Raw genomic sequence first — 19,619 nt, 5'->3', positions numbered from 1 at the left:
TGCGGACGAGCGATAGCTCGGATTACCGACTCCTCCTCTCTCGTCCCCCACGATCAAGCTTTCAAATGTTTCCCAATGCTAACCCTGAATCCCAGGTTGCGCTAAATCAGGTCTTGAGCGCTCTGTTCGTAACCGCAATTGACGCAGCCTGCAGCGCGGCCAAAAGGAAAAAGACTGACCCCAGGCCAGCAGTTGCTATCGAACCCGCCACCGCTGGAACCACAACCTGACCGAGACGATTTGAGGTGAGTCGAATCGAGATTGCGAGGCCGCGGTGATCGGGGTCCGAGATTCGAGAAACCCACGCCATAGTTGCCGGCTGTCCAATTCCCATAGCAAACCCTGTGATCGCTATCACAAGGGCAAGCAGATAGAAGTCGGTTACAAAGGCAATCGCAATCACCCCAAGTAGCGTCACGAGCGCCCCTGTGTTCAAGATGCGCTTCATCCCGAATCGATCGCTTATTCGGCCGAGCACAACCCTGACACCCATCGAGGCCAGTGCCCTGACTGCCAACAAAATTCCGATCTGGGTTGAGCCAAAGCCAAGCTGCCTTCCTAAAAGAGGCAAAAAGATCAGCATCACATCCACCACCGCAGTGGAAGAACCAGCAACAAAGATCGCCGACTTATAGCCCTTCACGGCCAGCACCTTGCGCACTGCACCAGCATCAAGCGATGCCCCGATGTGAACTTTAAGGGTTTTTCGAAACATCGAGATCACACTCAGAGCTGCACCGACAAATAGTGCGATCGCAAACCAAAGCGCGGCGTTGACATCAACTTCGACTCCTCCTCGATCTGCCAAGACCCCACCAAAGAAAGGTCCAACCGCGTGGCCAACCGATGCATAGAAAGTGAGCAGTCCAAAATTTCGCTCATACTTTGGATCCGCCGAGCGATTGGCAATCATGGTTTGACCACCGAGCATGGCAAACAGGTGGCCAATACCCAGAAGCGGCATCGCGATAAATAAAAACGAAAATGACTCGAAGAAGATAAGCCCCAGCGTCACAGCCAGTGAGACACCCGAACCAACCACTAACGCGGTGCCGTCACGACCTTTATCAACCCACTTGCCCATGACGATTGCAAATAGCAGCGGGGCAAGTGCAAAGGCCGATCCCACTAAACCCACCAGTGTCGCATCCGCTCCAAGGTCCACGGCTCGATAGGTGATCATTGGCCTAACGACATAAACGCCGGCTTGAATAAACCCCGAGTTAAGCAAAACGAGCAATAGCCAGCGGCTATCGCTCGTTCTTGCAGCCTTCATTTATGCGATCTTGTTTTTCCAAAGTGCATAGAGCTTTGGAATTGCAATCACGATCGCAAGCAACACGTAAACAGTCACTGAGAACGGGGTTGCAATCAAGATGCTTGGATCACCGGCAGATGCCTGCAGTGCTCTTCTGAACTCCTGCTCTGCCATTGGCCCCAGGATCACACCAAGAATCAAAGGTGTTACCGGATAACCGAATCTTCGGAACAGAAGGCCGAGTAAACCAATCACGAGAGCAACCCAGATCTCCCAAGTATCGCCATTGAGGACATATGCACCCACCAAGGCGAACAGCACGATGCCGCCATAAAGGTAAGGGGCAGGAATCAAAAGCATCTTGGCCCAAACTCCAGCAAGCGGCAGATTTAGAACCAAGAGCAGCAGGTTTCCAATAAAGAGCGATGCGATCAAAGTCCAAACCAACACCGGCTGATCGGTGAACAGTAGTGGCCCAGGCTTAATGTCGAACTGCTGGAAAGCAGCGAGCATCACAGCAGCGGTTGCGCTGGTCGGAAGGCCTAGTGCCAGCAGTGGCACCATCGCACCCGCAGCGTTCGCATTGTTGGCCGCCTCAGGACCTGCAACACCCTCAATTGCACCCTTACCAAACTCGTCGTGCTTCTTTCTTGCAAGACGCTTTTCAAGGCTGTAGCTCAAGAAGGTTGGAAGTTCAGATCCTCCAGCTGGCAATACACCGGTCGGGAAACCAATTGCGGTTCCACGCAACCAAGGTCCCCATGATCGTTTCCAGTCGGACTTGGTCATGGTGGCAAAGCCCTTGAATGCATTTCGATCGATTGGACTGAGCCGACCATAAAGCGCAACGTATAGAACTTCTCCAAGTGCAAAGAGCGAGACGATTAAGACCACAGTCTCAATGCCATCGGTCATCTTTGGTACATCGAAGGTCAAACGAGCTGCACCGGTCTGTAGATCCAATCCAATAAGGCCGAGCACTAGACCCATGCTGAGTGAAAGCAGGCCTCGGATTACTGACTGACCCAGAACAGCACCAACAGTTCCAAATGCCAAGACCATCATTGCGAAGAAGTCGGCCGGAGTCATGCGAACACCGATCCATGCAATCGCAGGAGATGCCATCGCAACGATTCCGGTTGCGATCGCACCCGCCACAAAGGAACCTATGGCGGCTGTTGCCAGCGCGGCACCCGCGCGGCCGTTGCGTGCCATCTTGTTGCCTTCGAGGGTGGTCATCACAGACCCAGACTCTCCAGGCGCATTCAAAAGGATCGAAGTGGTTGAACCACCAAACATGGTTCCGTAGTAGATGGCGCCGAACATGATCAGGGCTGCGGTTGGATCAACCGTCAGAGTCACTGGCAATAGCAGTGAGATCGCGAGCGCCGGCCCAATGCCCGGCAGCACACCCACCAGGGTTCCCAAGATTGTTCCCAACAAACCAAACATCAGGTTCGTCAGAGTTAGCGAGGCGGCAAAGCCTTCAGCAAAGTTTGCGAAATCCATTACCAACCACCATCCTCAACGGTCTCAGTTGGGGTTGGGATTAGGAAGTCAAATCCAAGTGGGAGATAAAGCTGTAGTCCTTGCGTGAATCCTATGAAGACCACCACGCTTACGATGAAAGCAACAATTGCCAAAGTGACATTGCGCTTCACCCCAATTGCTTTACCTACCAAAAAGTAGAGAACTGGTCCCATGACCAAGAAGCCCAAAAGCTCAATCAGCGCTGCATAAAGCGCGAGAGCGAGGACCACGATTCCAAAGGATTTCCAGTTGGCCTTATCGGATTGAGTTCCAGCCTCAATACCCTCAGGCTCACCCTTCGCACCGCGCAAGACCAAGATCAGCTGCAGAGCGGAGAGGAAGAACATCAAACCACCAACGATGTAGGCAAAGACCTTCGGTCCCACGAATCCAACTGCGTTGGACTCAACCATGTTGGTGGTGTCAACTAATACAACGATTGAAGTTGCAAAGAGGAAGCTGGTAAATACCAGCTCCCCCTTTGCTACCTTCTTTGAAGCTTGGGTCACAGAACTAGAGTCCTAGGTCGGTGTATAGCTTCTTGATCTTGGCCTCTTCACCCTCAAGCCAGCTCTGGTAGTCCTTACCGGCTAGCCAGTTGTTGCTCCAGACGTACTTCTTGAGGTTGGCCTTCCAGGCGTCACCATTGCGGGCAACGTCAAGGGCACGGATCACTAGGTTGCGGTCAGCATCGCTGGTTCCCTTTGGAAGCATGAAGCCTCTCCAGTTCACGGATACCATCTTGACGCCCTGCTCGGTGAAGGTCTTGGTTGGGATAGCAGCAACGCGCTTTGCGGAGCTGATGCCCAATAGACGAAGGGTTCCTGCCTCTACCTGAGCCTGGAACTCACCCCAACCGGAGATACCGGCCTTGGCGGTTCCGTTCAGTAGCGACGTGGTTACCTGAGCACCACCGGAGTAAACGATGTAGTTGAGGTCCTTGATCGATAGACCGATGCTCTCGTACATCTGAACTGCGGTGTAGTGGTCAATACCACCGAGGTTTCCACCAGCGATTGGCAGTGCAGTCTTCTTGGCCTTGATGTCCTTAACTAGATCCTGAAGGGTCTTGTATGGGGAGTTTGCAGGCACAACTACAACCTCGTACTCACCCATCAGGCGAGCAGCTGCAACGGTGTCAGAGTTCTTGAACGAAACCTTGGTTGACTGAACTCCACCAACCAAAGCGAAGCCCATGACCAACATCTTGCCGGCCTTACCGGTGTCGTTGTTCAGGAAGCTCGATAGACCAGTAGTTCCACCGGCGCCTGGCAGGTTGCGGTAGGTGGCGTCAGCGAGTAGAACACCCTCGGCCTTCATCGACTCCATCATGCGACGAGCAGTGGTGTCATAGCCACCACCGGCACCTGCTGGAACTAGTACATCCATGCCCTTTAGGGTTGGCCACTTGGCATACTGCCAAACGCGCTTGCCCTTGAAGCTTCCCTGCGGTGCGACCTTACAAATAAGGTCACTACCGTCAGCACCACGCTTTGCAGCTACCTGACCTGAAGTTGCACAGGCTAGACCGTAGCGTGCATTCTCAGCGCGGGTGTTTGCATTGGCCGCTGGGGCCAGGGTGATGGTAGAAGCAACCAACGCCAGCGTCGTTGCTGCGATAGCAATCTTCTTCACTATTTGTCCTCCAAATAAAAGTGGGACGATTTCCCGTTTGGAAATCGGCTTCGGAGGACGAGGGGATCGTCAATCAGCTAACCCCATTGTCAACCGAAGACTGAGTCTCTCCCGCCACTTTTTGGGTGACCAACCAATCCGGGCTTTTGGGCCGTGATGACGAACTGGTTGCCTAGGAATACTCCCTCAGTAATGGGGACTGTAGTAGAAAACGCTTTCAGAGTGCAAACAGAACACGGACAAAAAATTGTTTACTGTTTACCACTCGGCCAGATTGGCCTTATTCCTGGTGCTTGGCGGAGACGAGAGGATTTGAACCTCCGAGGGGCTTTTAAGACCCCTACCTCATTAGCAGTGAGGCGCACTCGACCGGGCTATGCGACGTCTCCTTGGTGCCTAGAAAGCCTACAAGAAAACTCCCTGGTGTTCGACCACTACTTTGAGCAGCTCTTTACTGATGCCTTGGTGCCCTGAACCCACTCTGGGAGAGTCTCCACAGGCTCACTCTCTGACACTGCTGTCTGACTTCCTTCAGTCGTAGCACTCTCGCCACTCGCATCTTCACCCTCGGCCACCACAGCTCCTTGACCGAAGTTTGCCTTGGCCAAAATCAATGGTTCATCGGCCGATATTTTCTCGAACAGGAACTGGCCCTGATCTTCGATCAGACCAACTCGACCGGAGTATGCGCCCTTCATGCTGTAGACGGGGAGCTTGATGAAGGTAATCATGTCGAGGTCAACATCGTTCACCTCGCGGGCCAAACCGAGCATCACGCCGATGTTGGTAAGCGAGTTTGAAAGCTGCATGTTTTCTAGGGCCGCGGTTCCGATGCGGAACATCTGGAATGGGTTGGTGAGAACGTTCTCACTCTTTAGCTTTCTAACCAGAGCAGAGAGAAAGACCTGTTGATTTGAAATACGCGATAGGTCGGAGCCATCTCCAACCCCGTATCGAGTTCTCAGGAACGCGAGTGCGCTCTGGCCTTCGAGAGTGTGCTCTCCGGCCTCTAGATAGAGCTGAGTCTTGTCATCGCTAATGTCTTCTGAAACGCAAACAGTCACACCACCGACAACCTCGCTCATTGCGATTACGCCCTTGAAGTCGATCATCGCGAGATACGGAATCTTGATGCCGGTTAGCGCCTGAATAGTTTGCAGGGTGCAGGCAGGTCCACCGGAGTTCATGGTCGCGTTGATCTGAACCAAGTCTTTGGCTGGGTATGGGTCTCCGCCATCTGGGTTTCTGCACTCCGGCTGGGGAACCATCAGGTCTCTTGGGAAAGAGATGGCAACGGCATTAGATCTGTCAGCGGTGACGTGAATCAAGATGATTACGTCAGCAAGGTTTGCGGTCGAGTTGCCGTAGGCGGTAGACCCCTGACCAGCTCGAGTGTCAGAACCAATGAGCAGGACGTTGATTGGGCCGTTGATTTCCTCAGGAGTTGGAAGCTGATATTCCTCCCCGTCGGTTGAGAACACATCGATACCGGAGGCACTGAGAGTTGAAGTTAGGTAGACGTAGCCACCACCCAATAGGGCAATCACGAGACCAACAACGCTGGCCATAGCAATTAGAGATTTCTTGAGCCAGCCTCTTCGCTTTGGTCTCGGCGTTGACGAAAAATCGTAATCCGGCTGAGTCACCAGAGAAGTCTAAAGATAAAAGTCTGAGTTGTCCCTAGGAAAAACAAAACCCGCCACTTGGCGGGTTTTGGCTGGCGGAGGCCGTGGGATTCGAACCCACGAGACATTGCTGTCCACTGGTTTTCAAGACCAGCTCCATCGGCCGCTCGGACAGACCTCCGCATGGAAGTTTAGTGGGCTAATCGAGAAACTGCAGCCCCTCAATTGAGCCAAGCACCTGAGCTACGCCGTCATCGTCAACCGAAGCGGTAACTGCGGTTGCCTCAAGCTTCACCTCATCGGGTGCCTGCCCCATGGCAAATGCGTAGCCACCGAGATCCTTTGCCCAGCGAAACATTTCGATGTCATTGCGGCCATCGCCCATCACTAAGACCTGATCGCCTGGGATACCGAGTTGTGCACGCAAACGCTCTAGACCGTGACCCTTGTCGATGCCTTGGGGAGCGATGTCTAGCCAAGCCGTGTAACCAATTGCATATGAAACCGACTGCAAACCAATGTCTGCAATGATGCCCAAGAATTCCTCAACATCATGATCGGGCGAGAGAACAACGACACGTGACACCGGGTGGTGAGAGAGGGTATCTAGATCCGCTTCGTAGTTTTGATCACCAAGTGAATAGGTTGGGAAGGGCTTGTTAAACCGGTAGCTGCCATCCACATCCTCAACCGCAAAGTGAGCGTTTGGAAGCTTTTCAATTAGCAGGCCAAGAATCTCAGCAGGGTCGAAAGTCTTGACCTCAACCACGTGATATCCGCGAGCGCCGCCAAGTTCGATCGTCACCGCTCCGTTGGAGCAAACTGCGAAACCCTCATCAAGGCCCAACTCTTTGATCACTGGGTAGGCATTCGCTGCAGCTCGTCCGGTGGCAATAACAACCTTGTGCCCAAGCGCCTGGACCCTTTTGACCTCATGCTTCACTCGCTCTGAAAGCGATCCGTCATCGTGCACGAGGGTGCCATCGATGTCTAGGCCAATGAGCCAGGGTGAGCTCATCCGGCTAAGCCTTTGGAGTGATGCGGTCAATACCACCGAGATACGGGCGAAGCGCCTGCGGAATCAATACCGATCCGTCGGCCTGCTGGTGGTTCTCCAAGATCGCAACCATCCATCTCGTGGTGGCAAGAGTGCCGTTCAAAGTTGCAGCGGTCTTTGGCTTACCCGATTCATCTCTATATCTGGTGTTGAGTCGGCGCGCCTGGAAAGTCGTGCAGTTCGAGGTTGAAGTCAACTCACGGTAGGTCTGCTGTGATGGCACCCAAGCTTCGATGTCGTACTTTCTCGCAGCCGATGACCCAAGATCTCCCGCTGCAACATCGATGACTCGATACGGCAACTCGCACTTTTGCAACATCTGCTCTTGCCAGGCAAGCAGCTTTGCGTGCTCCTGCTCAGCATCTTCAGGGCGGCAGTAGCTAAACATCTCTAGCTTGTTGAACTGATGCACTCGCAAGATACCCTTGGTGTCCTTGCCGTGTGAACCTGCCTCACGGCGGTAACAGGTTGACCAACCCGCGTAGCGGACTGGAGTCGAAAGGTCATCCAAAATCTCGTCACTGTGGTAACCAGCGAGCGCAACCTCACTGGTACCGGTCAAGAAGAGCTCGTCGGCAGGGAGGTAATAAACCTCCGCGGAGTGCTCTCCCAAGAAGCCGGTGCCCTGCATTACCTCTGGTCGAACCAATGTCGGAGTAATGAGTGCGGTGAATCCCGCCTCGGTTGCCTGGTCAAGTGCAAGCTGCATGAGAGCAAGTTCAAGTCTGGCTCCCAAGCCTTTCAAAAAGTAAAAGCGTGAACCGGAGATTTTGGCTCCGCGAGCGAGGTCGATGATGTCAAGCTGCTCACCCAAGTCCGAGTGCTCCTTTGGAGCAAATGCAAACTGTGGCTTAGTGCCAACCTCTTTGATGACCACGAAGTTCTCTTCGCCACCCTGCGGGACATCTGGGATTACGACGTTCTCGATTTTGAGAAGAATCTGGTCGAGCTCGTCTTGCGCTGCAGCGGCAGCCACATCGGCTGCCTTGACCTTGGCTGCTAACTCCTGGGCCTGAGCAACTAGTTCTGCCTTCTGCTCCTTAGGAGCAGCTGCCACCAATTTGCCGTGAGCGTTTTGCTCGGCACGAAGCTTTTCAAAATCGTTTAGCGACTGACGGCGCTGGGACTCGAGTTCGACGGCTTGGTCAACCAGGTCAACATTCGCACCACGTGCTCTTTGGGACGCTCGAATTGCTTCTGGGTTTTCGCGCAGCAAATTTAGGTCAATCACGGACTAAAGCCTACCTTTATTGACTTTGATGGCTCGGCAGCTTCGGATTTCCGAAGTGCTCAATGTTCCCCTTGAGGAACACCAGTTGGTGTGATTCCTAGGGCTCGGTGGCATGCTTTAGCTGTGGATTACAGGCTAAAAGTTCTAGTGGTTGATGATGAGCCACTCATCTCCGCACTCCTTCGTCAAACCCTTGAGGCAGCCGGTCATGAGGTTGAGGTTGCGAACAAGGGAGCGGAGGCGACTAAGCTCGCCAAAAGCTTCGACCCTGACCTAGTCCTCATGGATGTCGACCTTGGCTCAGGACCCGATGGCATCGATGTCGCCAGCTCAATCAAGTTCCAATCCCCAGCTGTATCAATTGCATTTTTGACTAACGTCTCCGAGCCAAGACTTGCTGGTAAGTCGGCCAAGCATCTACCTGCTGGAAGCGCCTACCTGCGCAAGGATCGGATCACCGATCCAGAAGTGTTGCTCAAGGCCATAGAGGAGACAGCCCGCGGACGCACCCGCCACCTCAGGGATGATTTATCTAGCGGACACAGTCTGAGAAAACTCAGCAATTCGCAGCTAGAAACTATTCGCCTCCTGGCCGCTGGCAAATCCAACGAAGAGATTGCTCAGCTCAGAGGAACAACGGTCAGAGCTGTCAGATTGCTCTTGGTTCGTGCTTATCGAGCACTTGGGATCGACGAACAGGGTGGTTCGGAGCGCCGAGTCAAAGCAGCGCTGGAGTATATAAAGGCCTCCGGTTTGCCAAAGTGAAAACCCTTGCCAAACAACTGACCTCCTCTCTAGGGGTGCTCAGTTCGTCTTGGAATCAGCTCGCTGGGGTAAACCTACTGAGTTGGAGATTCTTCATCTGGTTCCCAATCCTGCACCTGATGTCAGGTTTTGCCTATGAAGAAGCTCGCCTAGGTGTTCCGTTTGCTGAGCTAGTTCCATCTCTACTCCTTGCAGAGCTTGCCTTCTTCCTCTTTTACTTCTTGGGTCACGGCGTGCTCTCAAGGCTGAGCCCGGATCTTTATGGCAGCAATGGAAAACTTCTCGTGCTGGTCGGTGGATCGCAACTAATCCGAGGTCTGGCTTTTGAATCTAGCCTTGTTCACTGGGCACAAGCATCAACGGCTATCGATACCCGCAGACTCCCGGGTGATTTCACAGTGGGTGTTTTGGTCGCGATGGTTGTTGCCTATGTAATGACGGCCCAGGCCCTGTTCACCAAAAGTGCCGAAGAAATCGAGCGCGTTCGTGCTGAGCTAATTCGCCGCCGCGAGCTCGCTGCCCAAGCGGCGCAGCAGGCCGAGCAGATTTTGAGAAATCGCGCCCAAGAGGCACTGCTGGGCAAGTTAGACGAGGTCAAAAGCTTGCTCGCAAAGACTGATGTCGCAAAAAGTGCCGATCGATTGCGTCAACTAGTCGAGCAAGAGGTTCGTCCACTTAGTAAGGAAATTTGGACTCGGTTTGAGCTACTCGCAAAATCCGATGGGGATGGTACAAAGTTTTCGGTTTTGCCAACCGGGCCGAGGAATCTGCCGCTGAAAAGAGGCTTCCGACCCAACCTGGTATTCCTGTTTGCGAATTTGAACCTAATAACCACCGCAAACGCATTGGGTGGAACAACATTTGCCATGACCCTACTGCTATTTAGTTTCTCGATGCTCCCGCTAGGGGGCCTAATCCGGTGGGCAATTCCAGAGCAATACGAGCCGCCTTTTGCTCTTGGAATGCTGATCATTCTGCTGCTTACTGGCGTGATGCTGACACCAACTTGGCTGTATCTATTCAGTGTTGCTGAGCTGTTTCCCGGAGCGGTGGGCCTTCGGCAATCCGGCGCAGGTTTAGTCGTTCTTGTAAGTTTTTCCATCGCTATCCGAGCAACCTATGTCACCAGCCAAGAGCGTGGATTACAAAAACTGCAGGACCTGAACGACGAGCTAGCTCGCGAGATTGCTTTGGTAGAGCAAACTGTGTGGATTGCCAAGCGCAACTGGTCATTCGTCATTCACGGCACAGTTCAGGGAGCACTTACGGTCGCGCACTCTCGTCTCAAGCTCAAAGATCAAAATCCCGAGACTGTATTGCAACTGGTGGCGGCGGACATCGAAAAAGCCAAAGTCGCTCTTGAAAAGGGTTTGGTTGAGAGGCAGTCGGTCAAACAAGAATTCGCAGACTTGATCACCACTTGGGAGGGTGTCTGCCAAGTCAAAATTAAGTTCGACAACAATGCGTTCGAAGCAATTGATGAAACCGCAAAGATTTGCACGGTCGAGATCGTCAAAGAGATTGTTGGTAATGCCTTTAGGCATGGGCAAGCAACCCGAATCGATTTTGATATTCGGTTAGAGGATGGCAACGTTGAAATCACCGCAAAGAACAATGGAACCAAGGTTTCAAAAGGTTCCGAGGGTCTTGGCTCAGATCTGCTAAACGAATTGACCTCGCATTGGAGCATCGCTAATACGTCAGGAGGAGTGGTGGTTGAGGCCACAATCCCCTACCGAGTTAGCGAAGCGAATCTAGCCAGCGTTTAGCTTGTTCGTATGCGCTGTTGGTGTTGTTGCCCTCGTGCTTCGATTCACTCTTGTCAGCTCGTGGATACGACCCCAAGAAAATCAGGCTTGGGCTGAAGCGGTGAAGGCCCATCAGAGCTTCAGCGATTGCCTCATCTTCAATGTGACCCTGAGCGTCGATGTTGAAACGGTAGCGACCGAAGCGGTCTCCAACCGGTCTGGACTCGATGCGAGATAGATTCACGCCTCGAGCGGCAAATTGTTCGAGCATTTCCAGCAGGCCACCGGGCCTGTCATCCGGTAGTTCAACAATCACGCTGGTCTTGTCAGAACCAGTCTTTGGAGCCGGCTTACCACTTAGACCAAGCTCAACAAATCTGGTCTGAGCGTGCTTGTTCTCACCAATGTCGGAGACCAAAATCTCGAGACCATAAAGCTCAGCGGCCGCCTCTGCGGCAATCACGGCGTCAGCCGAAAAGCCTCCGGACAAGCTCTTGGCAGCTGATGCAGTCGAGGAGGCCGGGATGTGGCTGTGCTGATCTAGGTTTTTGGCAAGCCAGTTGCGGCACTGCGCGTAAGCGACGGGATGAGTAAGGACATCCCTCACCTGTGAGATCAAAGTTCCTGGCTTTGCCATTAGGTGAAACTGGACTGGAACTAAGTACTCTCCATAAATCTGAACACCCGGCATTTGAGCTAGTGCATCAGAGGTAGCGGATACGCCACCCTCGATTGAGTTCTCAATCGGCACAACCGCGCGATCTGCTGCTGATGACAGCACCATGTCGAGCGCCTCAGGCACCGAAGCGGTTGGCAAAAACGCAGCGGTTTGGGCTCCGGGGATTTGCCGAGCAGCCATTTCAGTGAAGGTGCCGGCAGGACCTAAGTAAGCGATGCGAATTGCCTTAGACATAGATAAAGATTAGGGGAGGCGCACAGCGAGCAAAAGCAATACCATGCTGTTATGTCCAATAGTTCTGGCATCCAAAAGCTCAGGACGGTGTTGCTCCTGGGTGGCATCACCTTTGGACTCAGTGCGCTTGCACTCTTGATTGCGCCAGAACTTTTTGCGCAGCTGTTGGCGCTTGCTCCCTCTAATGAGCTGAGCTGGTCATTAAGAATGATCGCGATAACTCTCGTAGCACTAACCGGCAACATGCTGGTCACTTCAAGAGTCGGAACTGATCAGGGAGTTTTGTGGGCGGCAAGAGTCATGCTTGTGAGCGCGTTTGCTCTTGGCCTTTTGACTCTGTTGATTCCCGCAGAGTTCACCTGGTTCACGATCTTGTATGCCCTAGTGGGATTTGGTTTTTCATTTGGTTACGCAGCTTTTCTTCTCAAAATCGCAAGGGGTAAATAATGCATCCACGTGCCGGTCAGCCCGCTCAAGCCCAAGACCTGATAAACGTTTCCAAGTTGGTGTCCAATTACGTTGACCTAGTTCCAGATGTCTCTGTGCCAGAGCAAAAAGTTAGCTTTGGAACCTCCGGTCACCGTGGAAGCGCTAACTCAATCTCATTCAACGAACAGCACATCCTCGCAATTACTCAGGCAATCGTTGAGTACCGAAGGTCCCAGGGAATCACTGGACCAATTTATGTAGGTCGCGACACTCACGCACTCAGCGAACCTGCTCAACAAAGTGTTCTTGAAGTGCTCGCAGGGAACGAGGTCGAGGCCTTGGTGGATGCAAGCGGTGGCTACACCCCAACCCCCGCAGTCTCGGTCGCAATAATCGACCACAACAGAAACACGAGCTCGCTGGCCGATGGCATCGTCATTACACCAAGCCACAACCCACCCGCTGATGGTGGTATCAAATACAACCCTCCTCACGGCGGACCTGCAGATTCGGATGCAACTTCAGTAATCGCCAAGCGCGCGAATGAGCTGATTGCGAATTCACTAAAAGAGGTCAAGCGAGCAGCGGCAAAGTCCAAACCATTTGACTATCGCGAGCACTACATTTCGCAACTCAATAACGTCTTGAACATGGAGGCAATAGCGGCGAGCTCAGTATCCATCGGAGCAGATCCAATGGGTGGAGCCTCAGTTCACTACTGGGGCGAAATTGCAGATCGATACAACCTGAATCTCACGGTTGTAAACCCGGAGGTGGATTACCAGTTTGGATTCATGACACTCGACTGGGACGGCAAGATTCGAATGGACTGCTCCTCCCCACACTCGATGGCCTCGCTGATTCAAAATCGGACTCGATACGACATCTCAACCGGAAACGATGCCGACGCCGATAGACATGGCATCGTCACCCGCGACCACGGCCTGATGAATCCAAATCACTTCCTGGCAGTATCGATTGATTACCTGTTCCAGAACCGACCACAGTGGTCAAGCTCTGCAGCGGTTGGCAAGACGATGGTCTCGTCATCAATGATCAACCGCGTTGTGAATAGATTGGGTCGAGAACTACTTGAAGTTCCAGTTGGATTCAAATGGTTCGTTCCAGGCTTATCAAACGGCAGCTTGGGTTTTGGTGGAGAAGAATCTGCAGGAGGTTCATTCCTCAGACGGAATGGGCAGGCATGGTCGACAGATAAAGATGGCTTAATTCTTTGCCTCCTAGCTGCCGAGATTCAAGCTACTTCCGGCAAGTCTCCGTCTGAGCATTACCAGCGACTCACGCAAGAGTTTGGTGCGCCAAGCTACAAGCGAGTGGATGCACCGGCATCGCTTGAACAAAAGGCAAGACTAGCCCAGTTGACTGAGGCTGATGTCACCGCTTCGAAGCTTGCAGGCGAAAGCATCACCGCTGTTGAGGCCAAGGCCAGCAGCGGCGGCGCACTCGGTGGCATCAAGGTTTCGACGGCATCCGCTTGGTTTGCCGCTCGCCCATCAGGAACAGAGAACGTCTACAAGATTTACGGTGAGTCTTTCCAGGGTGATTCTCACCTAGATCAGGTTCTGAGCGAGGCTCAGTTGCTTGTTGATTCGGTGGTTACCGCCAAATAGCCAGGAGCTGGGGGTAGACCCCAGAATTCCTCAAGGGTTTGTATTCCATTTGAGTGATACAAACGTGCGACTTCCTTTCCGACGTACCTAAGGTGCCAAGGTTCGTAGGCGTAGCCAGTTATAGACGTTGTGGTCTCCAGATAACGAACAATGAAGCCGTACTTCCATGAGTTCTCTGCGATCCAATTACCAGCTGGGGTGTTTCCAAAACAAGCCAGGATTGCGCAGCCCTGCTCTGGAACTGAAACGTCAGCGGCGAGGCCCGTTTGGTGTTCGGAAAATCCGGCCCTTGCGCTCTTTAGAAGCGCCTCTGCCTTGCCATACTGTCTGGCTTTCCCAATGAAAAGTTCTGCTTGATAGTCATAGGAGCGATAGGCGGAGTTCAAGAACAGTTTTCCTTGGCCAGCGGCGCTGAGACCCTTTGCCATTTCCTGAAGCGCTGAAGCGGCTTCCTGAGAAAGCACTAGCTTTCTCGAATTATCAAGAGTCTTTGAGTTCTCAACTTTGACAAGGTCATTCGGCTCAAAACTCTTTGGATTGATTTGACGGTGCTTGTTCACTACCACGAAAACTGAGTTTGGATCGTTGAGTTTGGCTCGAATCCAATCCGACTCTCGAATGGTGAAGGCAGGGGTTTCTAGTTCAGCAAGCGCCTCGAGTTTCTGCTTCACAACCCCAAGCGATCCTGCACCAAAAGCAGCTTGGATTAGCAGTGTCACGCCCGCAATCGCCATCACCAAAGGCGGACCGAACACGAAGGCTGGTCGGCGGTACAGGGGCGTAGACTGAGTCACCTAATTACCCTAAAACTTGGAGCAGGTTTGGCTTCGAAACCAAAGCGGGAAGCCGCAAATCAAAGCACTGGTGAAATGTCTCACCGTGAAGTGTTGGTAGTCCTAATCGGTCTGATGTCTGGCATGTTCCTCGCCGCACTGGATCAGTCCGTAGTGGGTGCCGCTATGCGAACCATCGCCGATGATCTAGGCGGGCTCTCAATGCAAGCTTGGGCAACCACTGCCTACCTGATCACCTCGACAGTGAGCACGCCTATCTATGGAAAGCTCGGCGACATCTTTGGCCGTCGTCCGCTGTTCTTGGTGGCTATCTCGATTTTTGTAGTGGGTTCTGTAACCACGGGTCTTGCCAACAACATGTTTGAGCTAGCGCTTTACCGAGCCCTACAGGGACTCGGAGCAGGCGGTCTGTTCTCGCTGGCCCTGACGATCGTCGCAGACATCGTTCCGCCCAGGGAGCGAGCTCGATACCAGGGTATGTTCCTGGCTGTGTTTGGCACATCTTCGCTGCTTGGCCCAATCATCGGTGGCGCATTCGCGGGCTTTGATCAACTGCTTTTCATTGACGGCTGGCGCTGGGTGTTCTTGATCAACATTCCAATCGGTGCCATCTCACTTTTCATGGTGTTCAAATTCCTACACGTTCCTCACAACCCAAGGCCTCAGAAGATTGACTGGTGGGGTGCTGTAACAATCGTTTTGGCAGTTGTTCCGGTTCTACTGGTCGCCGAACAGGGTCGAACCTGGGGCTGGACCTCCTTGCCCACAATTGCGCTCGGTTTGGTGGGAGTATTCGGAATCATCGCATTCCTGATTGTCGAGAAGCGGATGGGTGATGCCGCCCTGATTCCATTCTCTATTTTCAAGAGCCAGACTTTCGCCCGCACTCAGATCCTTGGCTTCGTAATTGGTATCGGAATGTTCGGCGGCATGATCGTGCTGCCACTGGTGATTCAGGTTGCCTACGGAGCATCGCCAACTGAGGCTGGCCTTTTGATGCTGCCGATGGTGGCTGGCATGATGACCGCCACCATCACAGCGGGCCGAGTCACGTCAAAGCTCGGTAAGTACCGCATTTTCTTCAATACTGGAACCGCAACCCTGTTCATGGGATATGCCTACATGTTCCTATTGCTCACCGCAGACACGCCAATCTGGGTTGTATCTATTGGGATGGTGTTGATTGGTCTTGGGCTTGGCCAGCTGATGCAAACCACCATGGTTGCCTCTCAGAACTCGGTTGAAGCCAAGGACATTGGTGTTGCAACCAGCACAACGACCTTCTTCCGTCAAATAGGCGGAACCCTGGGTGTTGCGGTATTCATGTCGATTCTCTTCAGCCAGCTCAAGGATCAGGTCTTGACGGCCTTCGAGAAGCCAGAGGTTCAAAAGGGTTTCGCCGAAGCATTGGCTGACAAGGAACTCCTTGCTGACCCGCAGAATGAAAAGATTCTCAAACTGCTGAGTGACCAGTCTGGAGCTGATGCAATCTCGGAGGACTCCTCCTTCTTGATTGGAGCAGACGATCGCCTTACCGCTCCATTCCGAATCGGTTTCGTCGAGTCATCGCTCGATGTTTTCCTAATCGCAGGCGGCGTTGTATTGGTGGCGTTCGTCCTGAGCTGGTTTATCAAGGAGGTCCCACTAAGGGCCAAGAGCGCATCGGCTGAAGCGGCTGCCGGGAATCACTAAAACCTAAAGCTACTTATACTGGGTGTTGACACGGGAGTTCGGTAAACCGGACTGAGAGGAAGACTGTAAGTCTTCGACCGTCAAACCTGATCTGGGTAATGCCAGCGCAGGGAGACATCTCTATCCCGTGCCTAACTGAGAAGAAAGGCACGAAATGAAAAAGATTGCGCTACTCGCAATATCAATCCTCACCCTTTCGGGATGCGCTAGCGAACCGATTGAAACCACAAAAGTGCGGCTTGCAACTCACGATTCCTTCGTGATGACCGATGAGCTGATTTCAGAATTTGAGGAAAGCACTGGATACGAACTCGAAATCGTGAAGGTCGGTGACACTGGCACCCTGACCAACCAGCTTGTGCTGACGAAAGATGCTCCGATTGCCGATGCCGTCTACGGCATTGACAACACCTTCCTGCCTGTAGCAACGGAGACTCAGCTGGCCGAGGAGTTTGCACCCATCAACTACGGTGATGTCTGCTTCAACTACGACGCTGAGTGGTTCGAGGCAAACAAGGTAACCACCCCGACCTCTTGGCGTGACCTTGGAAACGAGGAGTACAAGAACCTCACGGTCATCTCAAACCCAATCCTGTCTTCTCCCGGTATGGCATTTCTTGCCACAACTCACGCTGGCTTTGAAACAAGCGCTGAGGTCTTTGCCTACTGGAGATCCCTGCGGGATAACGGTCTGAAGATAGCCGCCTCCTGGACCGATGCTTACTTCACTGACTTCACTCGATACGGCGGAAAGTATCCGATCGTCCTCAGCTACGCGTCCTCGCCCGCGGCAGAACTAGTGGATGGTGTTGAGGGGTCCAAGGCGCTTCGAGATGAGTGCTTCCGGCAAACCGAGTTTGCCGGCGTCTTGAACAAGGCAAAGAACCCCCAAGGTGCGAAGGCGATTGTCGATTTCCTCAAGGCAGACGCCTTCCAGTCCTCACTGGCTTGGAACATGTTCGTCTACCCAGTCGCAGATGTTGAACTGCCCGCCGAATTCCAAACCACTGGAGCACCGGCGACCAGCACTATTGGAGAGAACCTCGACATTCAGGCCAACCGCGACAAGTGGCTAGAGGACTGGTCGGACGTCTTTGACAACTAGCCTTGAGCTTTTGCTCACCACCGCCCTAATCGCGGTGGTGAGCTCTGGCTTGAGCGTGGCAGTGGGTTTGCCGATTGGTTTTTGGCTTTCGGCTTTACCACCAACTTATGCGCGAGCGGTAGCCACGCTGGTGACGGTTCCGTTCTTGCTTCCACCATTCTTGGTTGGAATTTCAGTATCGATTTACACCAGCGAGCTCGAAGTGAATTCCACAAATGGAATGTTTCTTGTGCTGATTGCACACACACTAATGAATGCCGGTTTCATTGCAAGGGTGGTGGCCTCCAAATCTTTGGAGCGTGACCAAATTGATGCTGCGAGGCTGGACGGGGCGTCTAACTTTCAGATGCGCAGGCTTATCCAAATTCCACAGCTATTACCTTCAGTGGCGAGCGCGGCTTTGCTAGTAGCGCTTTACTCCTCAACCTCCTACGGTCTTGTGCTGACTCTCACTGATGGCAAAGTTCAGACGCTAGAGACCCAGATTTCATTGAGTGCACTTCAGTATCTGGATCTGGATCAGGCAAGTGTTCTCGCTCTGATGCAAACCGGACTAACGATTCTCTTCTTCATTGCAGCAACAAGATTCAGTGCACAGCCGGGATCTTTGTCTGAGATTGAACAAAGTCCTATCAACCCCGGATTGCCATCTCGGCTATCAGGGGTGCTGTTCTGCTCCGCCGTCCTCATGGTTCTACTAGCGGTGTTGCTCCGATCGAATTGGGGCGACGGGATTGTGGCAAACCTGAACAACCTTGGCTCAAAAGGAACTAGGTCCTTGCTGAACATCTCTGTTCTAGAAGCGGCAATAAATAGCGCAAGAAACGCACTTCTGGTGATCGCACTGGTTACTCCGATTGCTTGGGTACTAGCAAAGCGAAAGAAACCAAGGCTAATCGCGATTCTTCCAGCAGGCCTATCTCCGGTAGTCCTGGGATTAGCGGCTTTGGCCATTTCTGGCTACATACCCAGGGAGATAACCAGTGGTTGGCTACTACTTCCTCTGGTTCAGGTCTTGTTCGCTCTGCCCATCTGCTATCAGGTGTTGCATCCTGCTCGGCAAAACTTTGAACTGGAGCAAAGGGAAGCAGCGGCACTAGATGGCGCTGGAAAGTTGAAGAGCTTTTGGTTCATAGAGCTTCCTCAACTTAGAAGATCGACTGCCCTCGCCGCATCATTCGCTGGGCTGACCTCGCTGGGGGAATTCGGAGCGGCCAGCTTCCTAGCCTTTGGATCTAACGAGACCTTGCCGATAGTCATGTATCAATTGGCTGGTCGACCGGGAGGCGATAACTATGGAATGGTGATGGTCGCAGCAGCAATTTATATTCTGCTAACGGCATGGATTGTTTGGCTTTTGGCTAAGCCCGCGAAAACTCACAGTTGAGTTTTTGCAACCTGGCTTCAATCGTGGCGATTGATTCGGGGTTCTGATCTATGAGCACGAAGTTCCTACCCAGCTTGTGAGCCACCGCTCCGGTGGTGCCAGATCCAGCGAAAAAGTCGAGCACCAAATCGCCTGGTCTTGAGCTGGCTGAAATGATTCGCGAGAGAATCCCCTCAGGCTTTTGAGTCGGATACCCGGTCTTCTCCTTGCCCGTTGGTGACACGATCGTGTGCCACCAAACATCGGTTGGTAGTTTGCCCAGTTCGGCCTTCTCCTTGGTAACAAGTCCGGGTGCCATGTATGGCTCCCGATCTACTGCGCTTGAATCGAAGTGATAGTTCTTTGGGTCTTTGACATAGACCAAGATGGTGTCGTGCTTCGCTGGCCAACGTGATTTGCTGCGAGCACCATAGTCATAGGCCCAGATGATTTCATTCAGGAAGCATTCTCTGCCAAATAACGCATCCAAGAGCACCTTTGCGTAATGCGACTCCCGATAGTCAAGGTGAAGGTAAAGCGTTCCATCATTTGCTAGCAATCGCCAGGCCTCTTCAAGACGAGGTTCTAAAAACTCCCAGTAGTCGACGAATGCATCATCGTAAGAGAGAACCTTCTCAACGACCTGCTCATACCTAGTGCCCTTAAAGCCAAGTCGACCGGACTCACTGACTCGTGACTTTGCCGTCGAGCGAACCTGTTCTCTGCCGGTGTTAAAGGGTGGGTCGATATAGATCAGCTGGACGCTCTGTGAGGGCATAGATTTGAGTAGTGGGAGGTTGTCCCCCAACAGAACGCGATTCGCTGACACGTTAGAAGGTT

Annotated in this window: 17 protein-coding genes, 2 tRNA genes and 1 riboswitch; of the genes, 7 read left to right on the top strand and 12 right to left on the bottom strand. The window is 52.9% G+C overall.

Annotated features, from left to right (window positions below; translation table 11 throughout):
- Window positions 1–106 precede the first annotated feature (106 nt).
- The 9 genes from OO713_RS00330 to serS form a co-directional block, all read right to left on the bottom strand.
- Window positions 107–1,276 (bottom strand): MFS transporter, encoded by a 1,170-nt coding sequence (locus tag OO713_RS00330; RefSeq protein ID WP_264785581.1) that lies wholly within the window; start codon window positions 1,274–1,276, stop codon window positions 107–109.
- The gene (locus tag OO713_RS00325) at window positions 1,277–2,767 is read right to left on the bottom strand and encodes a tripartite tricarboxylate transporter permease (protein WP_264785580.1); all 1,491 of its coding nucleotides are present in this window, start codon (window positions 2,765–2,767) and stop codon (window positions 1,277–1,279) included.
- Window positions 2,767–3,297: a tripartite tricarboxylate transporter TctB family protein gene (locus OO713_RS00320; RefSeq protein ID WP_264785579.1), complete on the bottom strand. Its 531-nt coding sequence runs from the start codon at window positions 3,295–3,297 to the stop codon at window positions 2,767–2,769. Before OO713_RS00320 ends, OO713_RS00325 begins: the two co-directional genes overlap by 1 nt.
- 4 nt (window positions 3,298–3,301) lie before the next feature.
- Window positions 3,302–4,423, bottom strand: coding sequence for a tripartite tricarboxylate transporter substrate-binding protein (locus OO713_RS00315; protein ID WP_264785578.1), 1,122 nt, complete (start codon window positions 4,421–4,423; stop codon window positions 3,302–3,304).
- A 294-nt stretch (window positions 4,424–4,717) separates the two neighbouring features.
- Window positions 4,718–4,812: transfer RNA gene (locus OO713_RS00310), tRNA-Ser, on the bottom strand.
- Between the two features lie 45 nt (window positions 4,813–4,857).
- Window positions 4,858–6,069, bottom strand: coding sequence for an LCP family protein (locus OO713_RS00305; protein ID WP_264785577.1), 1,212 nt, complete (start codon window positions 6,067–6,069; stop codon window positions 4,858–4,860).
- A gap of 72 nt (window positions 6,070–6,141) precedes the next feature.
- Window positions 6,142–6,229, bottom strand: a tRNA-Ser gene (locus tag OO713_RS00300).
- A gap of 18 nt (window positions 6,230–6,247) precedes the next feature.
- On the bottom strand, window positions 6,248–7,066 hold the full coding sequence (locus OO713_RS00295) for an HAD family hydrolase (RefSeq protein WP_264785576.1): 819 nt from the start codon (window positions 7,064–7,066) through the stop codon (window positions 6,248–6,250).
- Between the two features lie 4 nt (window positions 7,067–7,070).
- Window positions 7,071–8,336: a serine--tRNA ligase gene (serS, locus tag OO713_RS00290; RefSeq protein ID WP_264785575.1), complete on the bottom strand. Its 1,266-nt coding sequence runs from the start codon at window positions 8,334–8,336 to the stop codon at window positions 7,071–7,073.
- A gap of 123 nt (window positions 8,337–8,459) precedes the next feature.
- Between serS and OO713_RS00285 the strand changes: the two genes are divergently transcribed.
- Both OO713_RS00285 and OO713_RS00280 read left to right on the top strand, forming a co-directional pair.
- Complete coding sequence (locus OO713_RS00285) at window positions 8,460–9,101, top strand: response regulator transcription factor (RefSeq protein WP_264785574.1); 642 nt, start codon at window positions 8,460–8,462, stop codon at window positions 9,099–9,101.
- A 35-nt stretch (window positions 9,102–9,136) separates the two neighbouring features.
- Window positions 9,137–10,870 carry a hypothetical protein gene (locus OO713_RS00280; RefSeq protein ID WP_264785573.1) on the top strand — a complete coding sequence of 578 codons (1,734 nt, stop codon included), beginning with the start codon at window positions 9,137–9,139 and terminating at the stop codon, window positions 10,868–10,870.
- On the opposite strand, the gene pheA is transcribed toward OO713_RS00280, so the two are convergent.
- A complete protein-coding gene (gene pheA / locus OO713_RS00275) occupies window positions 10,842–11,762 on the bottom strand; it encodes a prephenate dehydratase (protein ID WP_264785572.1) in 921 nt (306 codons plus the stop codon). The two genes, OO713_RS00280 and pheA, sit on opposite strands and share 29 nt — an antisense overlap.
- 51 nt (window positions 11,763–11,813) lie before the next feature.
- Here pheA and OO713_RS00270 point away from each other — a divergent pair, with 51 nt between their 5' ends.
- Together OO713_RS00270 and pgm are read left to right on the top strand one after the other, a co-directional pair.
- Complete coding sequence (locus OO713_RS00270) at window positions 11,814–12,209, top strand: hypothetical protein (RefSeq protein ID WP_264785571.1); 396 nt, start codon at window positions 11,814–11,816, stop codon at window positions 12,207–12,209.
- Entirely contained in the window at window positions 12,209–13,822 is a 1,614-nt protein-coding gene (gene pgm / locus OO713_RS00265; RefSeq protein WP_264785570.1) for a phosphoglucomutase (alpha-D-glucose-1,6-bisphosphate-dependent), read from the top strand. The genes OO713_RS00270 and pgm overlap by 1 nt, the downstream gene beginning before the upstream one ends.
- Here pgm and OO713_RS00260 read toward each other — a convergent pair.
- A complete protein-coding gene (locus OO713_RS00260; protein ID WP_264785569.1) occupies window positions 13,786–14,616 on the bottom strand; it encodes a M15 family metallopeptidase in 831 nt (276 codons plus the stop codon). The genes pgm and OO713_RS00260 overlap by 37 nt on opposite strands.
- Window positions 14,617–14,643: 27 nt before the next feature.
- On the opposite strand from OO713_RS00260, the gene OO713_RS00255 reads away from it, so the two are divergent.
- The 3 genes from OO713_RS00255 (at window position 14,644) to OO713_RS00245 (ending at window position 18,800) form a co-directional block, all read left to right on the top strand.
- Window positions 14,644–16,308 carry an MDR family MFS transporter gene (locus tag OO713_RS00255; protein WP_264785568.1) on the top strand — a complete coding sequence of 555 codons (1,665 nt, stop codon included), beginning with the start codon at window positions 14,644–14,646 and terminating at the stop codon, window positions 16,306–16,308.
- A 20-nt stretch (window positions 16,309–16,328) separates the two neighbouring features.
- Window positions 16,329–16,438, top strand: a riboswitch (TPP riboswitch).
- A gap of 24 nt (window positions 16,439–16,462) precedes the next feature.
- A complete protein-coding gene (locus OO713_RS00250) occupies window positions 16,463–17,413 on the top strand; it encodes a thiamine ABC transporter substrate-binding protein (protein ID WP_264785567.1) in 951 nt (316 codons plus the stop codon).
- A gap of 10 nt (window positions 17,414–17,423) precedes the next feature.
- The gene (locus OO713_RS00245) at window positions 17,424–18,800 is read left to right on the top strand and encodes an ABC transporter permease subunit (RefSeq protein WP_264785566.1); all 1,377 of its coding nucleotides are present in this window, start codon (window positions 17,424–17,426) and stop codon (window positions 18,798–18,800) included.
- Here the strand turns inward: OO713_RS00245 and OO713_RS00240 are convergent.
- Entirely contained in the window at window positions 18,775–19,557 is a 783-nt protein-coding gene (locus tag OO713_RS00240; RefSeq protein WP_264786460.1) for a site-specific DNA-methyltransferase, read from the bottom strand. The genes OO713_RS00245 and OO713_RS00240 overlap by 26 nt on opposite strands.
- Between the last annotated feature and the right edge of the window lie 62 nt (window positions 19,558–19,619).

Source organism: Aquiluna sp. KACHI24 (assembly GCF_025997915.1).
GTDB lineage: Bacteria > Actinomycetota > Actinomycetes > Actinomycetales > Microbacteriaceae > Aquiluna.
This window is presented reverse-complemented; position numbering and strand designations above follow the sequence as displayed.